The sequence below is a fragment of the Baekduia sp. genome (assembly GCF_035685985.1).
Lineage (GTDB): Bacteria > Actinomycetota > Thermoleophilia > Solirubrobacterales > Solirubrobacteraceae > Baekduia.
In genome coordinates, this window is record NZ_DASRZV010000024.1 from 316,836 (window position 1) to 339,332 (window position 22,497).

21 protein-coding genes are annotated in these 22,497 nt (G+C 73.5%); 12 read left to right on the forward strand and 9 right to left on the reverse strand.

The genetic code is table 11. From position 1 onward, the window contains the following. Nucleotides 1-137: 137 nt before the first annotated feature. The 4 genes from VFG42_RS13915 to VFG42_RS13930 all read right to left on the reverse strand — a co-directional run bounded on the left by VFG42_RS13915 (nucleotide 138) and on the right by VFG42_RS13930 (nucleotide 4,567). Nucleotides 138-575, reverse strand: a complete 438-nt coding sequence (locus tag VFG42_RS13915; protein ID WP_324909335.1) for a hypothetical protein — start codon at nucleotides 573-575, stop codon at nucleotides 138-140. Nucleotides 576-944: 369 nt separating this feature from the next. Next, nucleotides 945-1,772 (reverse strand): 1,4-dihydroxy-2-naphthoyl-CoA synthase, encoded by an 828-nt coding sequence (menB, locus tag VFG42_RS13920; RefSeq protein ID WP_324909336.1) that lies wholly within the window; start codon nucleotides 1,770-1,772, stop codon nucleotides 945-947. Between the two features lie 98 nt (nucleotides 1,773-1,870). Beyond that, entirely contained in the window at nucleotides 1,871-2,980 is a 1,110-nt protein-coding gene (locus VFG42_RS13925) for a CaiB/BaiF CoA-transferase family protein (protein WP_324909337.1), read from the reverse strand. Further along, on the reverse strand, nucleotides 2,981-4,567 hold the full coding sequence (locus tag VFG42_RS13930) for a class I adenylate-forming enzyme family protein (RefSeq protein WP_324909338.1): 1,587 nt from the start codon (nucleotides 4,565-4,567) through the stop codon (nucleotides 2,981-2,983). A 191-nt stretch (nucleotides 4,568-4,758) separates the two neighbouring features. Between VFG42_RS13930 and VFG42_RS13935 the strand changes: the two genes are divergently transcribed. Then, a complete protein-coding gene (locus tag VFG42_RS13935; protein WP_324909339.1) occupies nucleotides 4,759-5,553 on the forward strand; it encodes an SDR family oxidoreductase in 795 nt (264 codons plus the stop codon). Nucleotides 5,554-5,559: 6 nt separating this feature from the next. Here VFG42_RS13935 and VFG42_RS13940 read toward each other — a convergent pair whose 3' ends face one another. Beyond that, nucleotides 5,560-6,414 carry a PaaX family transcriptional regulator C-terminal domain-containing protein gene (locus VFG42_RS13940; RefSeq protein WP_324909340.1) on the reverse strand — a complete coding sequence of 285 codons (855 nt, stop codon included), beginning with the start codon at nucleotides 6,412-6,414 and terminating at the stop codon, nucleotides 5,560-5,562. A gap of 88 nt (nucleotides 6,415-6,502) precedes the next feature. On the opposite strand from VFG42_RS13940, the gene VFG42_RS13945 reads away from it, so the two are divergent. Genes VFG42_RS13945 through VFG42_RS13960 form a run of 4 tightly spaced genes read left to right on the forward strand, consistent with a single transcriptional unit; the run spans nucleotide 6,503 to nucleotide 11,187 of the window. Further along, nucleotides 6,503-7,687, forward strand: a complete 1,185-nt coding sequence (locus tag VFG42_RS13945) for a 2-hydroxyacyl-CoA dehydratase family protein (protein WP_324909341.1) — start codon at nucleotides 6,503-6,505, stop codon at nucleotides 7,685-7,687. A 34-nt stretch (nucleotides 7,688-7,721) separates the two neighbouring features. Further along, on the forward strand, nucleotides 7,722-9,056 hold the full coding sequence (locus tag VFG42_RS13950; RefSeq protein ID WP_324909342.1) for a 2-hydroxyacyl-CoA dehydratase family protein: 1,335 nt from the start codon (nucleotides 7,722-7,724) through the stop codon (nucleotides 9,054-9,056). A 32-nt stretch (nucleotides 9,057-9,088) separates the two neighbouring features. Then, nucleotides 9,089-9,904, forward strand: coding sequence for an acyl-CoA dehydratase activase (locus VFG42_RS13955; RefSeq protein WP_349260422.1), 816 nt, complete (start codon nucleotides 9,089-9,091; stop codon nucleotides 9,902-9,904). 38 nt (nucleotides 9,905-9,942) lie between these two features. Continuing rightward, complete coding sequence (locus tag VFG42_RS13960; protein WP_324909344.1) at nucleotides 9,943-11,187, forward strand: ABC transporter substrate-binding protein; 1,245 nt, start codon at nucleotides 9,943-9,945, stop codon at nucleotides 11,185-11,187. Nucleotides 11,188-11,230: 43 nt separating this feature from the next. Here VFG42_RS13960 and VFG42_RS13965 read toward each other — a convergent pair whose 3' ends face one another. Next, a complete protein-coding gene (locus tag VFG42_RS13965; RefSeq protein ID WP_324909345.1) occupies nucleotides 11,231-12,262 on the reverse strand; it encodes a DUF7064 domain-containing protein in 1,032 nt (343 codons plus the stop codon). A 27-nt stretch (nucleotides 12,263-12,289) separates the two neighbouring features. Between VFG42_RS13965 and VFG42_RS13970 the strand changes: the two genes are divergently transcribed. Both VFG42_RS13970 and VFG42_RS13975 read left to right on the forward strand, forming a co-directional pair. Beyond that, nucleotides 12,290-13,045 carry a tyrosine-protein phosphatase gene (locus VFG42_RS13970; RefSeq protein ID WP_324909346.1) on the forward strand — a complete coding sequence of 252 codons (756 nt, stop codon included), beginning with the start codon at nucleotides 12,290-12,292 and terminating at the stop codon, nucleotides 13,043-13,045. A gap of 129 nt (nucleotides 13,046-13,174) precedes the next feature. Then, nucleotides 13,175-13,939, forward strand: coding sequence for an SDR family NAD(P)-dependent oxidoreductase (locus tag VFG42_RS13975; protein ID WP_324909347.1), 765 nt, complete (start codon nucleotides 13,175-13,177; stop codon nucleotides 13,937-13,939). Between the two features lie 34 nt (nucleotides 13,940-13,973). Here VFG42_RS13975 and VFG42_RS13980 read toward each other — a convergent pair whose 3' ends face one another. Further along, a complete protein-coding gene (locus VFG42_RS13980) occupies nucleotides 13,974-15,137 on the reverse strand; it encodes an acyl-CoA dehydrogenase family protein (RefSeq protein WP_324909348.1) in 1,164 nt (387 codons plus the stop codon). A 64-nt stretch (nucleotides 15,138-15,201) separates the two neighbouring features. Between VFG42_RS13980 and VFG42_RS13985 the strand changes: the two genes are divergently transcribed. Genes VFG42_RS13985 through VFG42_RS13995 form a run of 3 tightly spaced genes read left to right on the forward strand, consistent with a single transcriptional unit; the run spans nucleotide 15,202 to nucleotide 18,618 of the window. Then, a complete protein-coding gene (locus tag VFG42_RS13985) occupies nucleotides 15,202-16,119 on the forward strand; it encodes a hydroxymethylglutaryl-CoA lyase (RefSeq protein ID WP_349260417.1) in 918 nt (305 codons plus the stop codon). Next, nucleotides 16,112-16,921, forward strand: a complete 810-nt coding sequence (locus VFG42_RS13990) for an enoyl-CoA hydratase/isomerase family protein (RefSeq protein ID WP_324909350.1) — start codon at nucleotides 16,112-16,114, stop codon at nucleotides 16,919-16,921. Before VFG42_RS13985 ends, VFG42_RS13990 begins: the two co-directional genes overlap by 8 nt. A gap of 11 nt (nucleotides 16,922-16,932) precedes the next feature. Beyond that, nucleotides 16,933-18,618: an AMP-binding protein gene (locus VFG42_RS13995; RefSeq protein WP_324909351.1), complete on the forward strand. Its 1,686-nt coding sequence runs from the start codon at nucleotides 16,933-16,935 to the stop codon at nucleotides 18,616-18,618. Here the strand turns inward: VFG42_RS13995 and VFG42_RS14000 are convergent. Next, complete coding sequence (locus VFG42_RS14000; RefSeq protein ID WP_324909352.1) at nucleotides 18,615-19,592, reverse strand: zinc-binding dehydrogenase; 978 nt, start codon at nucleotides 19,590-19,592, stop codon at nucleotides 18,615-18,617. The two genes, VFG42_RS13995 and VFG42_RS14000, sit on opposite strands and share 4 nt — an antisense overlap. Then, entirely contained in the window at nucleotides 19,589-20,683 is a 1,095-nt protein-coding gene (locus tag VFG42_RS14005; protein ID WP_324909353.1) for an acyl-CoA dehydrogenase family protein, read from the reverse strand. The genes VFG42_RS14000 and VFG42_RS14005 overlap by 4 nt, the downstream gene beginning before the upstream one ends. 137 nt (nucleotides 20,684-20,820) lie before the next feature. Between VFG42_RS14005 and VFG42_RS14010 the strand changes: the two genes are divergently transcribed. Both VFG42_RS14010 and VFG42_RS14015 read left to right on the forward strand, forming a co-directional pair. Beyond that, nucleotides 20,821-21,573 carry an SDR family NAD(P)-dependent oxidoreductase gene (locus VFG42_RS14010; protein ID WP_324909354.1) on the forward strand — a complete coding sequence of 251 codons (753 nt, stop codon included), beginning with the start codon at nucleotides 20,821-20,823 and terminating at the stop codon, nucleotides 21,571-21,573. A 47-nt stretch (nucleotides 21,574-21,620) separates the two neighbouring features. Then, on the forward strand, nucleotides 21,621-22,421 hold the full coding sequence (locus VFG42_RS14015; protein WP_324909355.1) for an enoyl-CoA hydratase-related protein: 801 nt from the start codon (nucleotides 21,621-21,623) through the stop codon (nucleotides 22,419-22,421). Nucleotides 22,422-22,497: the final 76 nt, after the last annotated feature.

The window sequence follows — 22,497 nt, forward strand, 5'->3', positions numbered from 1 at the left end:
CGCGCCGGCTGGAGAGATCGGCGAGCAGCCGGTCGACCGACGCCTCGGGTCGACGGCCTGCGGCGGATGGGCGGAGTGGACGGGCATGGCGCGGCCGCGAGGCGAGCGGTCGTGCCCGGGCGCGACGGCCGAGCTGCCTAGCGGTCCGTGAAGCGCGTGAGCCAGTGACGCTCGCGGTAGGGCGGCATCAGCAGGACCAGCGCGATCACCAGCACCGTGCCGGTGAAGGAGGTGAACAGCTCGGCGACCGTGCTGAAGTCGCCGACGACGTCGTTGGCGGCCGCCATCGCGGCGAAGGTGAAGATCGACCACCCCAGGCCGGTCAGCAACAGCGGCTTGCGCCGGGCGGGGAGGAACTCGCCGGCCAGGAGGCCGGCGGCGACGAGCACGAACCCGATCGCCTCCATGATCCCCAGCAGCAGCCACGCCGCGTTCAGGCCGGGCACCGACGCCAGGAAGCTGCCCTTGAGCTCCTTGGCCAACCCGGCGGGCATGTGGCCGTTCTGGTCGAGGAGCTTCTCCTTGGCCGAGAAGTACCACAAGAACCCGAAGGTGATGTAGGTGCCGGCCGGCACCAGCCAGTAGGCGGCGCCATCGGCGACCTTGCCTTCGACGCGGGCGAGGGCGGCGCGGCGCCTTCGACGGAGGAGGCGGTATGGGGAACGGTCGACATCTTCCTGCTCCAGTGGTCGGCTGACACGGTCGACGGCGAGGCTGGGCCGGGCGCAGGCGGTCGCCATCCGCCGCCTTGAGCGCGAGCTGGCAGCGGCCGCGCTCGCGCGCGCGGCCTCCGACGCCGGCCCCGAGATCGCGGCGCGCCTGCGCGCCCGGTGGACGACGCGCGACGAGATCCCGGCCGCGCGCCACGCGATCCTCCGCGCCGACCGTCCGGCGCACGCGACCGCCGACGTGCTGGAACGGCATCTGGACGGGGTGGGGCGGGCCTAGGGTCGCCGGGGAAACCGCGAGAAGTCCGGAGCGCGCTTCGCCATGTAGGCCTCGCGTCCCTCCTTGGCCTCATCCGACGCGTAGAACAACAGGTTGGCGTCGTGGGCCAGCTGCTGGATCCCCGCGTAGCCGTCCTCGTGAGCGTGGAACGACGACTTCACCAGCCGCAGGGCGAACGGCGACAGGCTCAGCATCTCGCGGCACCAGGAGACGGTCTCCTCCTCGAGGCGCTCCAGCGGCACGACCGCGTTGACCAACCCCATGTCCAAGGCCTGCTGGGCGTCGTACTGGCGGCACAGGAGCCAGACCTCCTTGGCCTTCTTGGTGCCGACGAGGTCGCGCAGCAGCGAGGCGCCGAAGCCGCCGTCCCAGGAGCCGACCCGCGGCCCGACCTGGCCGAAGCGCGCGTTGTCGGCGGCGATCGTCAGGTCGCAGCACAGGTGCAGGATGTGCCCGCCCCCGATCGCGTAGCCCGCGACCATCGCGACGATCGGCTTGGGCAGCCGCCGCATCTGGACCTGCAGGTCGGTGACGTGGAAGCGCCCGACCTTCGCGCCCTCCGGGACGTAGCCCGTGTCGCCGCGGACGTTCTGGTCGCCGCCCGAGCAGAACGCGTCCGGACCCTCGCCGGTGAGGATGATCGCCCCGACGTCGCCGTTCTCGCGCGCGTGCGTCAGCGCGTCGCCGACCTCGACGAGCGTGTGCGGCCGGAAGGCGTTGCGCACCTCCGGGCGGCTGATCGTGATCTTCGCGATGCCGTCGCCGCTGAGCTCGTAGCGGATGTCGGTGTACTCGCCTGCACCGGGCTTCCAGGTCACGGCCATGACCCGGCAGGCTATCTCTTCCGCCCGTGGAACGTCGTCTTTCCGATAGTAGGATGGGCGACGAATGTGCCGGCCCGGCCGCGCGCGGCCTGGGCGCCTCAGCTTCGGGCCCTGGTTCCCCAGTCGGCGAGCACCGCCGCCGTGTCCGCCCCCGGCGCGCTCGGGGCGCGGACCGGCGGCGCGTCCGAGCGCGAGAAGCGCGGCGCGGCGGCGGGCAGGCGCTCGCCGTCGTCGGCCACCGCGATCGTCCCGCGCGCGGCGAGGTGCGCGTCGTCGGACACCTCGTCGAGCGCCAGCACCGGTGTGACGCAGGCGTCGACGCCCGCGAAGGCCTCGGTCCACGCGTCGCGCGGGCGCGTCGCGAAGACCTCCGTCAACCGCGCGCGCACCCGCGGCCATCCGGCGCGGTCCATCTGCGCCGGCAGCGACTCGCCGTCCAGCCCCAGCACCCGCAACAACGCCGCGTAGAACTGCGGCTCGACCGCGCCCACGGCGACGAAGCGGCCGTCGGCGCACGCGTAGGTGTCGTAGAACGGCGCGCCGCCGTCGGTCGTGTTCGTGCCGCGGTCCAGCGTCCACGCGTCGTGCTGGACCATGTTCCAGTACATGGCCATCAGCGAGCTGACGCCGTCGACCATCGCCGCGTCGACGACCTGCCCGCGTCCCGAGCGCGTCCGCTCCAGCAGCGCGCCGAGGATCCCGATCACGAGGTAGAGCGACCCGCCGCCGTAGTCGCCGACGAGGTTGAGCGGCGCCAGCGGCCTCTCGCCCTCCCGGCCGATCATCGCCAGCGCGCCGGTCAGCCCCAGGTAGTTGATGTCGTGGCCGGCGACGCGCGCCAGCGGTCCGTCCTGCCCCCAGCCGGTCATGCGGCCGTAGACCAGGCGCGGGTTGCGCTCCAGCAGGACGTCGGGCCCGAGCCCGAGCCGCTCCGCCACGCCCGGTCGGTAGCCCTCCAGCAGCACGTCGGCGCGGTCGGCGAGCGACACCACCATGTCGCGGTCGTCCGGGTCCTTCAGGTCGGCCCCGACCGACCGCCGGTTGCGCAGCACGTAGTCCTGCTCCGCGGGGACCGCCGCCGGCGCGGCGGTCGGGCGCTCCACGCGCACGACGTCGCAGCCGAGGTCGGCGAGCAGCATCGCCGCATGGGGGCCGGGGCCGATCCCGGCCAGCTCGAGGACGCGGGTCCCGTCCAGGACGCCGGGCACTCAGCCGACCTGCGCGGTGTCGGCGGCGCGCGGCGGGCGCTGATAGGACGCGACCGGCTCGAGGTCGCCGGCGGCGATCATGTCCGCCAGCCGGTGCTTCTGGACCTTGCCCGACGGCGTCGCCGGGAACGTCGGGACGACGTACCAGAGCCGCGGGCACTTGTACCCGGCCAGGCGCTCGCGGCAGAAGGCGTGCAGGACGTCGACGTCCAGCGGCGCGTCGCGATCCGGCGCCGGCCGCACGACCGCCGCGACCTCCTCGCCCCAGGTCGGGTCGGCCACGCCGACGACCGCGACCTCCGACACGTCGGGGTGCGCGATCAGCGCGTCCTCGATCTCGCGCGGGTAGATGTTCTCGCCGCCGCGGATGATCATGTCCTTGAGCCGCCCGACGACCCGCAGGTAGCCGCGCTCGTCCATCGTGCCCAGGTCGCCGAAGCGCAGCCAGCCGTCCGGGTCGATCGCCGCCGCCGTGGCCTCCTCGTCGGCGTGGTAGCCGCACATCACCTGGCCGCCGCGGACCTGGATCTCGCCCAGCGCGCCGATCGGCAGCGTCGCGCCGGTGTCGGGATCGGCGATCCGGACGTCGACGTGGTCGAGCGGGTAGCCGACGGTCGCGGCGATGTCGTCGACCGCGTCGCCCGGCCGCGTCATGCACATCGTCCCGTGCGACTCGGTCTGGCCGAAGGTGATCAGCACGCGCGCGTCCAGCTCGCGCTCGACGCGCAGGACGAGGTCGCGCGGCACGGTCGCGCCGCCGGTGAGGATCGTGCTCAGCGAGCGCAGGTCGCGTCCCGCCCGCGACGGGTGCTCCAGCAGCCCGACGAGCATCGTCGGCACCGCGAGCGTGATCGTCCCGCGCTCGGCCTCGGCCAGCGCCAGGAACGTCCCGGCGTCCCACGCCGGCATCACCACCTGCGTGCCCGCGTGCGAGACCGTGCCGATCGTCGCCACCCCGGCGCCGCCGCAGTGGAACAAGGGCATGGCGTTGATCCACGTCGGCGGCTCGTCGGGCGTCACGCCCGCGCCGCGCGCGACCTGCGTGTAGGCGACCGCGATCCCGCCGTGGGTGAGCATCGCGCCCTTCGGGACGCCGGTCGTGCCCGACGTGTACTGGATCTGCGCGACGGCGTCGTGCGCGACCGCGGGCAGGACCGCGAGCGGCGCCGTCCGGTCGGCCCGCGCCAGCAGCGCCGCCAGCGCCTCGACGTGCTCCACCGTCGCCGCGCCCTCCGCCGCGCCGGCGGCGACCGCGGCCAGGTCGCGCCCGCGGTGCTCCTCGGCGTGCACGAGCATCCGCGCCCGCGACTGGACGAGCACGTGGCGCAGCTCGTCGCGCTGGTAGGCGGGGTTGACCGTCACGAGGACGACGCCGGCCAGCCCGGCGCCGAACTGCACGCAGACCCAGTCGATGCTGTTGGGCGCCCACAGCGCGAGGTGGTCGCCGGGCGCGAGGCGCTCGAGCAGGACGGCGGCGATCCGGCGCGCGCGCTCGTCCAGCTCGCGGTAGGTGAGCCGGCGCTCGGGCGCCGCGCCGTCGACCAGCGCGGCCGCGTCCGGACGTCGAGCGACGGCCGCGTCGAGCATCTCTGCCATCGTGCGTCGTCGCGGCGGCGCGTCGCCGCGGGCGGGCCAGAACGACTCGGTGAGTCGAGGGGTCATCGCGCTTGGTCTCCTCCGTTCGCGGTGCGTCTCGCCGACGGCCGACATATTACACTCGCAGAGACTTGATCACAAATGTTGTGATCCATTCGATCGTGCGGAGGAGGAGGGCCCACATGGAGCGGGACGGGATCACGGTGCGCGAGCTGGCCGAGAGCGGGGTGGCGATCGCCGGCGGGACCTCGGGCGTCGGCCTGGCGTCCGCGCGTCGCCTGGCCGAGGCCGGCGTGCCGCGGCTCGTGCTGATGGGGCGCGACGCGCGGCGCGGCGCCGCCGCGTGCGCGGCGGTCCGCGCGGTCGCGCCCGATGCCGCGGTCGACTACGTGGCCGTCGACGCCGGGGACCCGGCGGCGGCCGCGCGCGCCGTCGAGGAGGCGACCGCGCGCCTGGGCACGCTCGACGTCCTGGTCAACTCCACCGTCAGCCTCGCGCAGCCGAGCCTGCTCGTCGACCTCGCGCTGGAGGATCTCGCGCCGACGCTCACCGATCTCGCGCTGCCGCCCATGCTGATGACCCGCGCCGCGCTGCCGGCGATGCGCGCGCAGCGGGGCGGCTGCATCGTCAACGTCGCCTCCGACGCCGCCAAGGTCGCGACCGTCGGCGAGTCGGTGATCGGCGCGGCGATGGCCGCCATCGTCATGTTCACGCGCGCCGCGGCGATGGAGGCCAAGCGCGACGGCGTGCGGGTCAACGTCCTCACGCCGTCGCTGATCGGCGACACGCCGGCGGGCCGGCGCGCGCTGGAGAGCCCGTTCGGCTCGCGGATCTTCGAGAAGGCCAAGGCCATGGCCCACCTCGGCGTCGTCGAGGCCGACGACATGGCGGCGCTCGTGCTCTACCTCGCGAGCCCCGCCGCGGCCAAGCTCACCGGTCAGGCGATCAGCCTGAACGGCGGGATCTCGGCGGCGTAGGAGGCCTCAGGCGCCCGGCGACGTCTCGTCCACGATCTCGCGCCACCGCGCGTGCGCGGCCGGCGACCACGCCGCGTTGACCTCGCGCAGCCGGCGCATCGCGCGGCGGCCGATCCAGCCGGGCAGCAGCGCCTCGGGCAGCTGCGGGTCCACGAACGGGACGTGCCGGATCGCGCCGCTGAGCTCCAGCTGGGCCAGCAGCAGCGGGTCGCCGGGCTCGGGGTCGAGGTCGCCGAAGCGCGCCAGCAGGGCCGCGTAGCTGGCCGCGACCGCGTCGAGGTCCCAGGCCCGCTCGACGATCTCGGCCTCGGTCAGCCCGATCTCGGCCAGCGACCCGACGAACGAGACCGCCGACGCCCGCAGCCCGGCCTCGTCGATGACCGCCGCGACCTCGTCGGCGCGGTCGGTGTGCGGCGTCAGCCACAGGCCCGGCGTCGGGTTGCCCAGGCCCGCCCACTGCAGCGCGCCGTAGAGCCGCTTGCGCGCGGTGCGCTGCTCCTGGGGCACCGAGATGAACAGCACCAGCCAGCGGCCGTCCCAGTCGCCGTCGCCGGCGCTCAGCGCGAAGACGCGCTCGGGGCCGGCGTCGAACGCGCGGGCCAACGCGGGGGCGACCGACCAGCGCGTCTGGCGACCGGTCCGCTCGCCGACCATCCAGCCCGCCGCCGAGCCGCGCGCGATCGCCTGGCGCGCGGCCTGCTCGGTGTAGCCGGCGGCGCGCAGGACGTGCAGCAGCGAGGCGGTCCAGACCGGGCGGCCGTCGGCGTGCACCAGCTCGGCGAGGATCGTGAACAGCGTCGACCGCGCGCTGTCGTGCGCGCCGGGCGCCACGGCGGCGGAGGACTCGGACGCGGAGGCCATGGCCCGGATCATGCCGCACGCGCGGAGCGCCCGGCCGACCGAGGACATCATTTGACGCAATTCGAGATGAGGTCTACAGTTGCGTCATATGTTGGAACGGACCACCGAGGCGATCGCGGGGCTGGAGGCGATCGCCGACGACCCGCAGGGCTACGCGCAGCGCTGGAAGGACGAGCACGACCGCAAGGTCATCGGGTCGTTCCCCATGAACTTCCCGGCCGAGCTGGTCCATGCCGCGGGGATGCTGCCCGTCGTCGTCCAGGAGAGCCGCGAGGCGATCACCGAGGGTCGCAACCTGATGTTCGAGTTCTACTGCGGCTACACGCGCAGCCTGGCCGACCAGGCGGCCAAGGGCCAGCTCGACGTCTTCGACGGCTTCCTGTTCGTCGACCACTGCATCCAGCTGCTCGGCGCGGCCGACGGCGTCCGCTCGCGGCTGGACGGCCGGCCCATGTTGTACGCCCAGCTCGTCCCGTCGATGGACGAGCCGTGGACGGGCGAGCAGGTGCGCGAGCAGGTCGGCGACATGCGCGAGCAGCTCGAGGCGATCGCCGGTCGGCCGATCGCCGACGACGACCTCGCCGCGAGCATCGCGCTGTTCAACCGCAACCGCGCGCTGCTGCGCGAGATCCACGCGCTGCGCCGCGGCGGGCGCGCGCCGCTGACCGCGTCCCAGATGCAGGCCCTGGTCAAGTCGAGCATGGTGATGGACAAGGCGCGCCACACCGAGGTCCTGGAGGCGATCCGCGACGACCTCGTCGACGCGGCCGGCGCCGCGCCCGAGCGCATCCGCGTCCACCTGTCCGGCCACTTCTGCCAGGCGCCGCAGCCCGCGCTGCTGGACGCGATCGAGGAGTGCGGGGCGGTCGTCGTCGACGACGACCTCTACCACGGGTTCCGCTACATCTCGACCGACGTGGCCGCCGAGGGCGACCCGTTCGCCGCGCTCGCCGCCTGGTACCAGGACCGCAACGTCACCGTGCCGTGCCCGACGCGCGTGCAGCGCGACGTCGACTGGGACGACTACCTCGTCGACGCGCTGGCCGCGAGCGGGGCGGAGGCGGTCATCGTGCTGATGGCCAAGTTCTGCGAGCCGCACATGCTCTACTACCCCGAGCTGCGCAAGGCCCTCGACGCGCGCGCCGTCCCGCACCTGCTGGTCGAGACCGAGCACGAGGGCCTGCCGCTCGAAGCCTTCCGCACCCGCGTCGAGACGCTGCTGGAGCGCGTCCGCCGCGACCGTGACCTCGTGCCGGCCGGCGCGCCGGCCTGACCCGTCCACCTCACTCCCCGGGAGCCGCATCCGCATGTCCCTCGACGTCGTCAGCAAGCCCAAGCCCAACCGCCTGCAGAGCACGCGCGCGGCCGGCGCCATGGTCAAGGAGTACTGGGACCGCCTGTTCACGGCGCCCGACCGCGGCGCGCAGGTCGTCTGGTACAACGGCTCCGCGCTGAACCCGATCTTCCAGGCCGCCGGGATCGAGTGGTGCCACGGCGAGGCGTTCTCCGCGCGCCTGGCCGCCCAGCACCTGGAGGGCCCGGCGCAGCTGGCGGGGGAGGAGTACGGGTACGTCGGCGAGCTGTGCTCCTACGCGCGCACGCACCTCGGCTGCGCGGTGTTGACCCAGCGCGGCAAGGAGTCCGAGCAGAGCGGCGTGGTCGGGATGGTCGACCAGGAGGTCCTGGCGTCCAAGCTGCCGTCGCCGGACTTCTTCGTCAACGCCTACGCGGGCTGCAGCACCGGCCAGCAGTGGGACGAGATCTCCTTCCGCGTCTTCGGCAAGGACGTGCCGTTGTTCAAGGTGTCGCTGCCGATGCTGTGGGCGGCCAAGCCCGACGCCGGCTACCTGCGCGGGCGCGAGTGGGACAACGCGTCGCGCTACGTCGCCCGCCAGCTCCACGACCTGATCGGCTTCCTGGAGCAGATGACCGGCCGGCCGTTCGACTGGGACAAGCTGCGCGAGTCCATGGGCTACATCAAGCGCGCGGCCGAGCTGCGGCGCGAGGGCATGGAGCTGTGCAAGGGCGCGCCGACGCCCGCCACCTACTGGGACTGGATCGCGAGCATCGCGCCGATCAACTTCCTGCCCGGCGACCAGGCGCTGGTCGACTACTTCCAGGGCGTGCGCGACGAGATCGCCCAGCGGCTCCAGGACGGCACCGCCGCCCTGCCGGGTGAGCGCTACCGCCTCTACTTCGACGGCATCATGAACTGGAACCGGCTCGGGTGGCTGGCCAACAAGTTCGCCGAGCACGACGCCGCGGTCGTCGTCGGCCGGTACACGCACAACGCGTTCTGGCAGGAGCCGCACCTGATCGACCCCGACGACCCGATCCTCGGCATGGCCCAGCACTACCTGCTGTGCCCGACCAACCACGGGTCGCACGTGCTGGAGGAGCTGATGCTGCGCGACTGCGCCGACTACGGCGTCGACGGCGCGGTCTTCCACGCGACGCGCACGTGCCGCGCGTTCGCCAACCCGCAGCACGTGCTCGCCACCGCGGCGCAGCGCGAGCTCGGGATCCAGACGATGTTCTTCGAGGGCGACGTCGCCGACGACTCCTACTACAAGGACGAGGTGCTGGAGAGCCGGCTGGAGGCCATGTTGGAGGCCATCGACGTGCGGCGGATGGCCGCCTGAGCGAGCGCAGCGCCGTGTCCGCCGACCATGTGATGGGGGTCGACCTCGGGTCGACCACCGCCAAGACGGTCATCCTGGACGCCGACGGCCGCCCGGTGGCCACCAGCGTCCTGCGGATGGGCGCGGTGAGCCGCGTCGGCGTGAAGGCGTCGATGGACAGGGCGCTGGCCGACGCCGGCCTGGACGCCGACGCGATCGGCCGGATGGTGAGCACCGGGTACGGACGGCGGCTGATCGCCGACGCCGACCGGTCGTTCACCGAGATCACCTGCCACGCGCGCGGCGCCGCGACGCTGTGGCCGGGCGTGCGGCTGGTGATCGACATCGGGGGCCAGGACAGCAAGGCGATCGCCGTGGACGAGAACGGCTTCGTGGACCGCTTCGCGATGAACGACCGCTGCGCGAGCGGCACCGGACGCTTCTTCGAGGTGCTCGCGCGCGCGCTGGAGGTCGATCTGGAGGCGATCGGCGGGCTGGCGCTGGAGGGCTCGGACGCCGTGGCGGTGTCGAGCATGTGCGCGACGTTCGCCGAGACCGAGGTCATCTCGCTGCTCGCCCAGGGCGCCGCGATCGCGGACATCGCGGCGTCGGTGCACCGCGCGGTCGCGGCCCGGACGGTCGGGCTCGTCGCCCAGGTCGGCCCGCGCGAGCCGGTCGTGATGACCGGCGGGGTGGCCAAGAACGCGGCGCTGGTGCGGTTCCTGTCGGAGGCGCTGCGGCTGGAGGTCGCGGTGCCCGACGAGCCGCAGATCTCCGGCGCCTATGGCGCGGCGCTGCTCGCGCTCGACGACCTGCGCGGCGTGCGCGTCCCGCCCACGGTGGGCGAGGCGCTGCCGATGGCGCCGTGACGGACCTGTAGGACCAGAGTCAACCCAGGAGGAGAGACATGTTGGGGAGGAAGACGTCGCGAGCGCTCGGCGCGGTCGCGGGATGCACGCTGCTCGCCGCGGGCGCCGGATGCGGCAGCGGCTCGGATTCGGCGGCCGGGAGCGGGGGCGGGGGCGGCGGGTCGTCGTCGAGCCCGATCAAGGTGGGGGTCGTCACGCCGTCGAGCGGGCCGCTGGTCGAGTTGGGGTCGTCGATCCTGAAGGGCTGGGAGTACGCGGCCGCGGAGATGAACGCGCACGGCGGCATGGACGGGCACAAGCTGGAGATCGTCAAGAACGTGACCGACGGGACGCCGGCGGTGAGCACGCGCGCCGCGCGCGCCGCGGTGTCCAAGGGCGCGAAGGTGATCACCGGGATGGTCACGTCGGCGGAGGTCGGCGCGACGCAGGCCCAGCTGGCCGGGATGGGCGCGCTCTACCTCAACACGAGCGGCTCGGACGCGGCGCTGACCGGCGACAACTGCAGCTCGCGGGCGTTCCACTTCATCCCGAGCACGTCCTCGCAGGTGGAGGGCGTCGGCTCGATGGCGGGCACGCTGCCCGCCAAGAAGTACGCGTTGATCCTGTACGACTACAGCACCGGGCACACCGCGGCGGCGGCGATCACCAAGGCGGTCAAGGCCGCCGGGGCGCAGGTCGTCAAGACCGTCTACGTCCCGATCGCGACGACCGACTTCGGCTCGGCGATCACGCAGATCAAGAGCAGCGGCGCCGACGGCATGTTCGGGATGATCTCGGGCTCGGGCTCCTCGACGTTCCTCACGCAGGCCAAGCAGTTCGGGTTGTTGGGGCAGTTGAAGGTCCGCATGGGCTACTCGATGGTCAGCGACATCAACTGGGACGGCATCGGGCAGCCCGCCGCCGGCTTCTACGACTCGCAGATCTACGACGTCAAGGCCGACAACCCGGCCAACGCCGCGTTCGTCAAGGGCTTCGAGGCCAAGTACGGCCGCGAGCCCAACTACGACGAGGCCAACGCCTACCTCGCCGCCGAGGTCCTGCGCGACGCGGTCGCCAAGGCCCACTCCACCGCTCCCGACGCGCTGCGGTCCGCGCTGACCGGCGGCACCTTCGACGACACGATCATGGGCGCGACGAAGTTCAACGCCTCCAACACGCTCGAGCGCCCGTGGTACGTCGGGCAGGTGAAGGCCAAGCCCGGCGGCGGCTTCGAGTGGAAGGTCGTCAAGAGCCTCGACCCGGCGAACGTCGTCCCGGCGGGGACGGGGGCCTGCTCGAAGTAGGTCCGGTCGCGCTCGTGGCGCCGGCAGCGTTCGCTGCCGGCGCTCACGGGCGGGGCGTCGGCGCGTAGGTGTAGGAGCGGCTCCGGGTCAGCGCGAACTCGAAGATGCCGATGCCGGGACGGTCGTCCCAGGAGAACCGCGTGAGGCGGTCGGTCAGCGACGTGTCGACCGTCTTGGGCGTGACGCCGCCGTCCAAGGTGTAGGTGTCGTGCTCGACGTGGTCGCGCCCGACGACCTTGCCGTGGTGGCCGCCGTACCCGGCGCCGGCCATGTAGCCGCCGCCCGCGCGCGCGTCGGCGTCGATGGCGTACCGCGCGCCGGACGCGGTCACGACCTCGACGCGGCCGCCGACGAGGTCCAGCTGCGCGTCGAACTCGAGGTCGTGGCCGACGTCGGCGATCGGGTCGACGCCGCCGTCGGCGTGCATGACGCCGCCCTCCAGCAGCAGGCGCGAGTGGTCGCGGCCCTCGACGAGCAGGAAGCCCACGGCGCGGTCCTCGAACTCCGCCTGGTACCAGAGGTGCAGGCCCTGGCCGCCGGACATCGTGCGCACGCCGCGCGAGCGGTCGCGCACGCCCCACCAGCCGTCGACCGACGTCTCGACGCCGTCGATCGTCAGGCGGCCGACGTACCGGCCGGGCTGGAAGAGGTGGTCGAAGGCCGCGGTCGCGACGTCGCCCTGGGTGACGTGGACCGGCCCGTGCCAGGCGCCGCCGGTCGCGCGCCAGACGACGTCGAGCTCGACGCCCGTCGGGTTCGGCCCGACCACCAGGCGCCAGGTCGCCATCGGCTCGACCACCGCGAACGAGACCGGCCCGGCGCCGTCGCCGGCGGTCGCGCTCAACTCGGTGGAGAACCGCAGGTTGCGCTGGACGCCGCCCGCGGTGACCATGACGAACCCGTCCGCCACGTCCTTGCGCGGGTGCACGCCGAAGCCCAGCAGCACCGACGGCTCGGTCGGCCCGTCGGCGGGCGGATGGAGGTTGAACACGAACCGGTCGAAGAAGCGATCCGGCAGCTCCGGAGCGTCGCGCGTGACCAGCGGGTCGCCGAAGGCGTCGGCCGAGATCTCCATGTCGCGTATGCTAACGATCGTTCACACATGGCGCCAGCCAAGGAGGTCCGGATGCGCGACATCGCGCTCGTCGACACGTTCAACCTGCGCGACCTCGGGGGCTACCCGACCCGCGACGGCCGCGTCGTGCGCTGGCGGCGCCTCTTCCGCGGCGCCGCCCTCCACCGGCTCGACGGCGCCGACCTCGAGACGGTCCGCGAGCTGGGCCTCACCACCGCGATCGACCTGCGCACCGACGGCGAGGTCCGCGCGACCGGCACGTTCCCGTTCGAGCCGCTGGCCACGACGTTCCACCACCTCCCGATGATCGAGCGGATCTGGGACCTGACCGACGCCGCCGCGATCGCCACGCCGCACGACTTCCTCCGCGACCGCTACCGCGACATGCTGCACGAGGGCGCGCCGACGATCGCCACCGCGCTGGGCCTGCTCGCGCGGCCCGACGGGCTGCCCGCCGTCTTCTACTGCGCCGCCGGCAAGGACCGCACCGGCGTCCTGGCCGCGCTGACGCTCGGCGCGCTCGGGGTGGAGGACGACGCGATCGTCGCCGACTACCACCTCTCCAAGGAGCGCGTGGAGCGCATCCGCGCCCGGGCGCGCGAGGCGCGTCCCTCCGGCGCGATGGTCGCCCAGCCGCCCGCGTTCATGCAGGCCCCCGCCGAGGCGATGGAGCTGCTGCTGGCGTGGATCCGCGAGGCGCACGGCTCGATCCCGGGCTACCTCGCCGCGATCGGCGTCGAGGACGCGACGCTCGACGCGCTGCGGGCGCAGCTGCTGCGGTGAGCGGCGCGATCGAGCCCTGGAGCGTCGCCGCCCCCGAGGACGCGATGCGCCGATCCGATTGGAGAACCCTCCAACGCGCCGGGCGTCCGCGGCCTGCCGCGCGTGGCTCGTGGCCCTAGGTTCACCGGCATGCCCCAGCGTTTGGACGGGACCGTGGCCCTGGTCACGGGCGCGAGCTCCGGCATCGGGGCGGCGACGGCCCGCGCGCTGGCCGCGGAGGGCGCCGCGGTGGCGCTCGTCGCGCGCCGCGCCGACCGGCTCGCCGCGTTGGCGCGGGAGCTGGAGAGCGCCGGCGCCGAGGCGCTGGCGATCGAGGCCGACATCACCGACCGGGCGCGGGCCGCGGACGCCGTGCGGCGAGCGGTCGACGGGCTCGGCGGCCGCCTCGACGTCGTGGTCAACAACGCCGGCGCGATGCTCAACGGCCCGATCGTCGACGCGCCGCTGGAGGAGTGGGACCGCATGGTCGCGATCAACGTCAACGGCTTGTTGTACGTGTCGCACGCCGCGCTGCCGCACCTGCTGGCCGCCGCCGAGCGGGAGCCGCGCCGCTGCGCCGACCTGGTCAACATCAGCTCGATCGCCGGCCGCTTCGCCAACCGCGGCGCGGGGGTCTACAACGCCACCAAGTTCGGCGTTCACGCGTTCTCGGAGTCGCTGCGCCAGGAGGTCACCCGGCGCCACGTGCGCGTCTCGGTCGTCGGCCCGGGTGTGACGACCACCGAGCTGTTCGGCCACCAGCGCCCCGAGACCCAGGAGCGCTACGAGAGGATGTTCGCGGGCGTCGAGCCGCTGGAGGCCGACGACATCGCGCAGACCATCGCCTACATCGTGACCCGCGACCGCCGCGTGGCGGTCAACGAGGTCATCGTGCGGCCCACCGAGCAGGCGTAGGCCTGGTGGGGGATCGGCCCCGGGGCGCCGCCGCCTATGGGCGCGGCTCGGCCAGCCCCAGCGAGCGCCCGACCAACTCCAACATGATCTCGCTCGTGCCGCCGAGGATCCGCTTGATCCGCGCGTCGGCGTAGGAGCGGGCGATCGGGTACTCCATCATGTAGCCGTAGCCGCCGTGCAGCTGGAGGCAGGCGTCGATGATCCGGCCCTGGGCCTCGGTCGCCCACCACTTGGCGACCGCCGCGTCCTCGGCGCTCAGCTCGCCGCGGACGTGCGCGTCGATCGCGGCGTCGACGTGCGCGGTCGTCACCTGCGCCTCGCCGTGGCAGGCGGCCAGCTTGAAGCGCGAGTTCTGGAACGTGCCGACCGGCCGCCCGAACGCGGTGCGCTCCTTGACGTAGTCGAGCGTCCGCGCCAGCGCGCCGCGCGCGGCGGCGATCGACGCGACCGCGATCGCCAGCCGCTCCTGCGCGAGGTTCTGCATCAGGTAGGCGAAGCCGCGGCCCTCCTCGCCGAGGAGGTTCTCGCGCGGCACCGGCACCTCGTCGAAGAACAGCTCGGCCGTGTCCTGCGAGTGCGAGCCGAGCTTGTCGAGGTTGCGCCCGCGCGAGAAGCCCGGCATGCCGTCTTCGATCATCACCAGGCTGATGTCGCTCGGCCGTCCGCTGGTGCCGGTGCGCACGGCGGTGACGATCACGTCGGCGTTGATGCCGTTGGAGATGAAGGTCTTGGCGCCGGAGACGACGTAGCCGCCGTCGCTCTTGCGGGCGCGCGTCCCGATGCCCGCCACGTCGGAGCCGGTCGACGGCTCGGTCATCGCGATGCCGGCGATCAGGTCGCCGTTGGCCAGGCCCGGCAGCCAGCGCTCCTTCTGCTCGGGCGTGCCCAGCTCGAGCACGTAGGGGAGGGCGACGTCGCTGTGGACCGACAGCGCCATCTCGACGCCGATGAAGCCACGGTGCGCGGCCTCCTCCAACAACACCGTGTTGAAGCGGAAGTCGTCCGCGCCGGCGCCGCCGTGCTCGGCGGGGACGGCCGGGCCGAGGAAGCCGAGCCGGCCCCACTGACGCAGGACCTCGCGCGGGATCAGCCCCGCCCGCTCCCAGTCGTCATAGACCGGAGCGACCTCGCGATCGAGATAGGACCCGAAGGTCTCGCGAAGCGCCTGGTGCTCGTCGGTGAAGATCGTGCGCCGCATGCGACGAGAGTAAACGATCGTTCACATGTGGTGCTAGTGTGCGCGCATGGCAACGACTGGTTCCGTGGATCTGCCGGACCGGGTGCGGGTACGCGAGGTCGGTCCCCGCGACGGCTTCCAGAACGAGCCCGAGGCGATCCCGACGCCGGACAAGATCCGGTTGATCGACGCCCTGGCCCGCACCGGCCTGCGTCGCGTCGAGGTCGGCAGCTTCGTCCGCGCGGACGTCATCCCGCAGCTGGCCGACGGCGCCGAGGTGCTGGCGGGCATCTCCATCCCCGACGGCGTCGACGTCGCCGTGCTGGTCCCCAACCAGCGCGGCTGGGAGGCGGCGCTGCCGCACAAGGAGCGCTTCGACGAGGTCATCGTCTTCCTCAGCGCGTCCGAGACCCACAACCAGAAGAACATCAACCGGCCGATCGCCGACTCGCTGAAGACGGTCGAGGCGCTGCTGCCCCAGATCGCCGAGGCGGGCCTGCGCCCGCTGGCGAGCATCGCGACGTCGTTCGGCTGTCCCTACGAGGGCCATGTCGACCCCGAGCGCGTGATCGAGCTGGCACGGGCGATGGCCGCCGCCGGCGCGCGGGAGATCAGCTTCGGCGACACGACCGGGATGGCGAACCCGCGCCAGGTCCGCGCGTTCTACGAGCGGGCGCTGGACGAGCTGCCCGACGTCGAGCTGACCGCGCACTTCCACAACACGCGCGGCCAGGGGCTGGCCAACGCGCTGGCCGCCCTGGAGGCCGGCGTGACGAGCTTCGAGTCGAGCTTCGGCGAGCTGGGCGGCTGCCCGGTCCCGCCCGGGTCGACCGGCAACATCGCGACCGAGGACCTGATCTCCATGCTGCACGAGATGGGCGTCGACACCGGCGTCGACCTGGCCGCGCTGCTGGAGGCGAGCCGCGACGTCCAGCGCGTGCTCGGCCGCCCGCTCGGAAGCCACCTGCTCACCGCCGGCCCGGTGCAGTGGCACGATGCCTGAGGCCGCCTCCACGCCGGTCGCCGCGGGCTCCGACGCGGTCGTCACCTGGGAGGACGCCGACGACGGCATCCTGACGATCGCGCTGAACCGCCCGCCGGCCAACGCGCTCGGCCTGCCGCTCATCGACGGCCTGGCCGCGGCGCTGGACCACGCCGACGCGCGCCCCGACATCAAGGTGATGGTGATCGCCTCGCGCCTGGATGGCTTCTTCGCCGCGGGCGCCGACATCAAGCACATGGGGTCGATCGACGCGGAGGCGTTCTCCGCCTACGGCCGCGCGCTGCGCGCCCCGCTGAACCGCCTCGCCTCCCCCGAGCGCCTGTCGATCGCCGCGATCGACGGCCTCGCCCTCGGCGGCGGCCTGGAGCTGGCGATGGCGTGCACGATGCGCGTCGGCAGCGCCCGCGCGACGTTCGGCCTCCCCGAGGTCAAGCTGGGGCTGATCCCCGGTGCGGGCGGCACGCAGCGCCTGCCGCGCCTGGTCGGCCGCGGGCGCGCGTTGGACATCATGTTGACCGCGCGTCAGGTGGGCGCCCAGGAGGCGCAGGCGATCGGGCTGATCGACCGGCTCGTCGAGGACGGGCAGGCCGAGGCGCACGCGCTGGCGCTGGCGCGCGAGCTGCGGACGATGTCCCAGCCCGCGCTGCACGCGGTCGTCCGCGCGGTCGACGTGTCCTTCGAGGTCCCGCTTCCGCAGGGCCTCACGCGCGAGGAGCGCCTGGAGCACGGGCTCTTCACCGACGGCGAGGCCGCCGAGGGCATCGCCGCGTTCCTGGAGAAGCGACCGCCGCGCTTCGGCTAGGGGCCACGCCGATGCCCGCGTTCGACGTCACGAGCCTGCACGGACGGCGCGCCGACGAGCGCTACAACCGGCTGGCGGTCGGCGACCTCCTGGAGCGCGTCACGTGGCACACGCCCGACCGCGAGGCGCTGATCGGCTGGGAGGGCGCCTACGGCGACCCGGCCTTCGCGCGCGTGACCTACGCGCGGGCCGACGCGATCGCCAACCAGGTCGCCAACGCGCTGCTGGCCGCCGGCCTGCGGCGCAGCGACCGCGTGATCCTGTACTGCGACAACTCGGTCGAGGCGGTGCTGACGCTCATCGGCATCGCCAAGGCCGGCCTGGTCGCGGTGCCGGTCAACCCGCTGATGGCGCCGGACGTCCTCACGTGGGCGATCGGCCACGTCGAGGCGCGCCTCGCGATCGTGGACACGGGCCTCTACGCGCGCGGCGCCGAGGCGTTCGCGGCCGCGGGCCTGGAGCCCGCGGTGACGATCCCGATCGGCGAGGGCGACGCGCCCGCGGGCAGCGTCCGCTTCGCCGAGTGGATCGCCGGGCAGCCGAGCGCCGAGCCCGAGGTCGCCGCGCCGCCCATCCACGCCGACGACGTGTGGTCGCTGACCTTCACGTCGGGCACGACGTCGATGCCCAAGGCGGTGATGACGACGCACATGTACTCCTACATGGCGACGCACACCTACACCTTGAGCTACCACCGCGGCGTCCTGCGGCCCAACCAGATCCGCGCGCTGAGCTTCCTGCCGATCGTCTACCACTGCGGCCACCACGCGGCGGTCTTCAGCGCGTGGCTGGGCGGCGGCACCGCGATCGTCGGCCGCCGGCCCGACGCGGCGGGGATCGTCGGCGCGGTCACGCGCGAGCGCGCCACGGCGCTGTGGGCGGGCTCGCCGATCCTGCTGACCGCCGTCGCCGACGCCGCCGAGGCCGACCCGGCCGCCGCGGACCTGAGCAGCCTGACCGTCGCGCTCTACTCGTGGGCGACGATGCACCCGGACCTCGTCGCGCGGCTGCGCGCGCTGGCCGGCGACGACCTCGGGCTGGTCGAGGTGTTCGGCCAGACCGAGTCGATGTCCTCGTTCCGCTTCTGGGCCGACGAGTGGCCCGAGAAGGTCGCCGCCTCGCGCGGGACGGTCAACCACGTCGGCGGCCCGACGCCGGTGATCGCCGCCAGGGTCGTCGACGACGCGATGAACGACCTGCGCGACCGGCCCGGCGTGCCGGGCGAGGCGGTCTACCGCGGGCCCGCGCTGGCCGCCGGGTACTACCGCGACGAGGCCGCCACGCGCGCCGCGTTCGACGGCGGCTGGTTTCACTCCGGCGACAGCTGCCGCTACGAGCCCGACGGCCAGCAGATCATGGTCGACCGCTACAAGGACGTGGTCAAGACCGGCGGCGAGAACGTCTCCAGCCAGCGCGTCGAGGGCGCGGTGCTGCAGCACCCGGCGGTGGCGCGCGCGGCGGTCATCGGCGTGCCCGACCCGAAGTGGGGCGAGCTGATCGCGGCGGTCGTCGTCCTGGCCGACGGCGCGGCGCTGGAAGCCGACGAGCTGATCGCGTTCTGCCGGCAGCGCCTGGCGGGCTACGAGACCCCGAAGCTCGTGTTCACGGTCGACGCGCTGCCGGAGACCGTCGGCGGCAAGGTGTTGAAGTACCGGCTGCGCGAGCGCTTCGCGGGCGCCGCGCCGCCGCAGCCCTAGACCGACAGCACCAACTTGCCGATGTGCTCGCGCCGCTCCAGCGCCGCGTGGGCGTCGGCGGCGCGGTCCAGCGGGTAGGTCGCGTGGACCAGCGGCCGCCAGGTCGGATGCTCGGCGAGCAGCGCCAGCAGCCCGGCGAAGTCGCGCGGCGAGCCCATCGTCGTGCCGAGGATCGTGTGCTGGCCGAAGTAGAAGCGGCGCAGCTCGACGGTCGCGTCGGGCGTGGCGGTGGCGCCGAAGTTGACCAGCCGCCCGCCGCCGGCCAGCGCGGCCAGCGCCTGCGGCCAGGTCCCGGCGGAGTCGATGACGAGGTCGACGCCGCGGCCGCCCGGCGTCAGCGCCCGGATCTCCTCCGGCCAGCCGTCCCGCGTGTAGAGGGCGCCGCCGTCGGCGCCCAGCTCGCGCGCGGCCTCGATCTTCGCGCGCGACGAGGAGGTCACCAGCACGCGCGCGCCGGCCAGCGCGGCCAAGGCGATGGCCATGGTCGACACGCCGCTGCCCGCGCCGAGCACGAGCACGGTCTCGCCCGCCCGCAGGCCACCGCGCGTGAACAGCGCGCGGTAGGCGGTCAGGCCCGCCAGCGGCAGCGCGGCGGCCTCCTCCCACGACCACCCGGACGGCAAGGCCATCAGGTTGACTTCCGGGACCGCGACCAGCTCGGCGTAGGTGCCGTCGGTGTGGTCGCCGAGGATCTCGAACGCGGGGGAGGGGAAGCGGTCGTCCTCGCCCCAATGCAGCGACGGCAGGATCACCACCGCCTCGTCGGTGTCGCGCCGCACGCCCGCGCCGTCGGCACCGGGGACGCGCGGCAGCGCGACGTCGTACTGCCCGCGGCGCACGAGCACGTCGTGCCAGTTGAGCGCCGCGGCGCGCAGCTCGACGACCGCCCAGCCGGGCGGCGCGACCGGGTCCGGCCGCTCGCCGAAGGCCAGCGCCTCCGGCCCGCCGAACGCGGCGAGCGCGGCGGCGTTCACGCGGCCGCGAGCAGCTCGGCGGCCAGCAGGTCGCGGTGCGCGTCGGGCGAGCCGAGCAGCAGCCGGTCGCTCTTGATGCGCTTGAACGCGAACTGGAGGTCGTGCTCCCACGTGTAGCCGACCGCGCCGTGCAGGAAGAGCGCCCTGTCGGCGACGCGGAACGCCGCGTCGCACGCCTGGGCCTTGGCCACCGCCGCGTGCGCGCCCGCGTCCTCGCTGCCGGCGTCGACCGCCCACGCGCCGTAGTGCACCGCGGCCCGCGCGCCCTCGACGTCGACGAGCATCTGGGCCGCGCCGTGCTTGACCGCCTGGAACGAGCCGACGGGCACCCCGAACTGCTGGCGCTCCTTGACGTAGGCGACCGTCATGTCCAACAACGCCTCGGCCGCGCCGAGCGCGTCGGCCGCCAGCGCGACGGCCGCCGCCCGCCCGACCGCGACCAGCGCCTCCGCCGGGATCGTCCCGAGCGCCTCCGCCGGCGCGTCCGCGAAGACGACGTCGGCGAGCGAGCGCGTGCCGTCGACCAGCGCACGCGGCGTGACCGTGACGCCGTCCGCCTCCGTCGCGACCGCGTACAGCGCGACCGCGCCGTCCTCGTCGCCCGCGACCGCGAGCACCAGCGTGTCCGCCTCGCCTGCCGCGAGGACATGGCGCAGCGCGCCCGTCACCCGCCCGCCGGCGACGCGCAGGGACGGGGACGCGGCGGTCAGCGGCACGCGGCCGTCGATCGCCGGCGCCACGCCGCGCGCGCCCTCGGCGGCGATCTCCGCCAGGGCGGTCGCCGCCTCCGCGTCGCTCGCCGACAGCAGCCGCGCCGCGAGGATCGCGGCCAGCGTCCGATCCCACGGCACGGCGCCGCGGCCGAGCTGCTCGGCGAGCACGGCCAGCTCGATCACGCCGCCGCCCTGGCCGCCGCGATCCTCGTCGACGCCGATGCCCGTCCAGCCCTGCCGGACGGCCAGCGCGTGCGCCGCGTCGCTCGCGCGCGCCTGCGCCCACGCGCGCACCGCGCTCGGCGCGGCGTCGCGCGCGACGACCCCGGCGACGGCGTCGCGGAGGAACTCCTGCTCGTCGGAAAGCTCGACCCTCATGACGCCGACTATAAACGACCGTTCACATGCCGTGCTAGTCCGAATGGCCTTTCACTGCGCGGTGATAGCCGGATGACAAAACGATCGTTAACGGATGCTGTAGAGTCCGCCGCATGAGCGGAAACGGCGCAGGCGCAGTGGCGCGCACAGCCTTGGTCACCGGTGGGGGACGCGGCATCGGCCGCGCCATCGCGGCGGGGCTCGCCACCGACGGCTTCCAGGTCGTCATCGTAGATCTCCGGCAGGCCGAGGCCGAGGAGACGGTCAGCGCGATCGAGGAGGGCGGGGGCGTCGCCCTGGCGGTCGAGGCCGACGTCGCGGACTCCGCGAGCGTCGAGGCCGCGGTCCGTGCGGCCGAGGAGCGCTTCGGCCACGTCGACGTGTTGGTCAACTGCGCGGGCTGGGACGACCTGATGCCGTTCATGGCCACCGACGAGGCGTTCTGGGACCGCGTCATCGACATCAACTTCAAGGGGCCGCTGCGCTTCACGCGCCTGCTGCTGCCCGGCATGACCCAGCGCGGCTACGGCCGCATCGTCAACATCGGGTCCGACGCGGGCCGCGTCGGCTCGTCGATGGAGTCCGTGTACTCCGGCGCCAAGGGCGGGCTCATCGCCTTCACCAAGACGATCGCGCGCGAGGTCGCCCGCAAGGGCGTCACCGCCAACGTCGTCTGCCCGGGGCCGACCGACACGCCGATGCTCCAGGAGACGATGGCCGCCGCCGACGACGCCGACGCCGTGTTGAAGGCCATGGTCCGCGCGGTGCCGATGAAGCGCCTCGGCGCGCCCGAGGACATCGCCGCCGCGGTCTGCTTCTTCGCCGGCGAGAGCGCCGGCTACGTGACGGGCCAGACGCTGTCGGTCAGCGGCGGCCTGACGATGGCCTAGCGGCAACACCACCAACAACGTCCAGCAGCGAACCGCAGGAGGGAAGCATGACCGACGAGCTCACCGACGTCACCTACGAGGTCGACAACGGCCTCGCCACCATCACGATCAACCGCCCCGACCGCTTCAACGCGTTCCGGGCCAAGACCGTCGACGAGCTGATCGCGTGCCTGAAGCGCGCGTGGGCCAGCAGCGAGGTCGGCGTGGTCTGCCTGACGGGCGCCGGCGACCGCGCGTTCTGCACGGGCGGCGACCAGAAGCAGCGCCAGGAGACCGGCGACTACGGCCCGTCCCAGCACGGCCTCTTCGAGATCGACGCGCTGCACCACACGCTGCGCGACATCCCCAAGCCGGTGATCGCCGCGGTCAACGGCTACGCGATCGGCGGCGGCCACGTGCTGCACGTCCTCTGCGACCTGACGATCGCCTCCGACAAGGCGACCTTCGGCCAGGTCGGCCCGAAGGTCGGCTCGTTCGACGCGGGCTTCGGCACCGGCTACCTCGCCCGCGTCCTGGGCGAGAAGCGCGCGCGCGAGATCTGGTTCCTCTGCCGCCAGTACTCGCCGCAGCAGGCCCAGGAGTGGGGCCTGGTCAACAAGGTCGTGCCCCACGACGACCTCTACCAGGAGGTCCGCCAGTGGGCCGACGAGATCCTGCGGCTCTCGCCGACGGCGCTCAAGGTCCTCAAGCAGTCGTTCAACACCGACACGGAGCACTTCGCGTCGGTCGGCCAGATGGCCTACTCCAGCCTCACGCTCTTCACCCCGAGCGAGGAGGCACAGGAGGGCATCAACGCGTTCAACGAGAAGCGCACGCCCGACTTCGCCCCCTACCGCGGCGCCCACTAGCGCCGCGACATCCCCCCTGGGGTAGCTCTTCCTCTCTCGGAGGGGGGAAGAGCGGCCCCACGCGGGCCCCGGTCGG

Bases quoted from the DNA above. Each gene is read 5' to 3' on its own strand.
- VFG42_RS13970 (WP_324909346.1), top strand. From the start codon at position 12,290: ATGGCGCCAGCCAAGGAGGTCCGGATGCGCGACATCGCGCTCGTCGAC.
- VFG42_RS13995 (WP_324909351.1), top strand. From the start codon at position 16,933: ATGCCCGCGTTCGACGTCACGAGCCTGCACGGACGGCGCGCCGACGAG.
- VFG42_RS13950 (WP_324909342.1), top strand. From the start codon at position 7,722: ATGTCCCTCGACGTCGTCAGCAAGCCCAAGCCCAACCGCCTGCAGAGC.
- VFG42_RS13965 (WP_324909345.1), bottom strand. From the start codon at position 12,262: ATGGAGATCTCGGCCGACGCCTTCGGCGACCCGCTGGTCACGCGCGAC.
- VFG42_RS13935 (WP_324909339.1), top strand. From the start codon at position 4,759: ATGGAGCGGGACGGGATCACGGTGCGCGAGCTGGCCGAGAGCGGGGTG.
- VFG42_RS13940 (WP_324909340.1), bottom strand. From the start codon at position 6,414: ATGGCCTCCGCGTCCGAGTCCTCCGCCGCCGTGGCGCCCGGCGCGCAC.
- VFG42_RS13955 (WP_349260422.1), top strand. From the start codon at position 9,089: ATGGGGGTCGACCTCGGGTCGACCACCGCCAAGACGGTCATCCTGGAC.
- VFG42_RS13975 (WP_324909347.1), top strand. From the start codon at position 13,175: ATGCCCCAGCGTTTGGACGGGACCGTGGCCCTGGTCACGGGCGCGAGC.
- VFG42_RS13945 (WP_324909341.1), top strand. From the start codon at position 6,503: ATGTTGGAACGGACCACCGAGGCGATCGCGGGGCTGGAGGCGATCGCC.
- VFG42_RS13930 (WP_324909338.1), bottom strand. From the start codon at position 4,567: ATGCTCGACGCGGCCGTCGCTCGACGTCCGGACGCGGCCGCGCTGGTC.
- VFG42_RS14015 (WP_324909355.1), top strand. From the start codon at position 21,621: ATGACCGACGAGCTCACCGACGTCACCTACGAGGTCGACAACGGCCTC.
- VFG42_RS13990 (WP_324909350.1), top strand. From the start codon at position 16,112: ATGCCTGAGGCCGCCTCCACGCCGGTCGCCGCGGGCTCCGACGCGGTC.
- VFG42_RS13980 (WP_324909348.1), bottom strand. From the start codon at position 15,137: ATGCGGCGCACGATCTTCACCGACGAGCACCAGGCGCTTCGCGAGACC.
- VFG42_RS13960 (WP_324909344.1), top strand. From the start codon at position 9,943: ATGTTGGGGAGGAAGACGTCGCGAGCGCTCGGCGCGGTCGCGGGATGC.
- VFG42_RS14005 (WP_324909353.1), bottom strand. From the start codon at position 20,683: ATGAGGGTCGAGCTTTCCGACGAGCAGGAGTTCCTCCGCGACGCCGTC.
- menB (WP_324909336.1), bottom strand. From the start codon at position 1,772: ATGGCCGTGACCTGGAAGCCCGGTGCAGGCGAGTACACCGACATCCGC.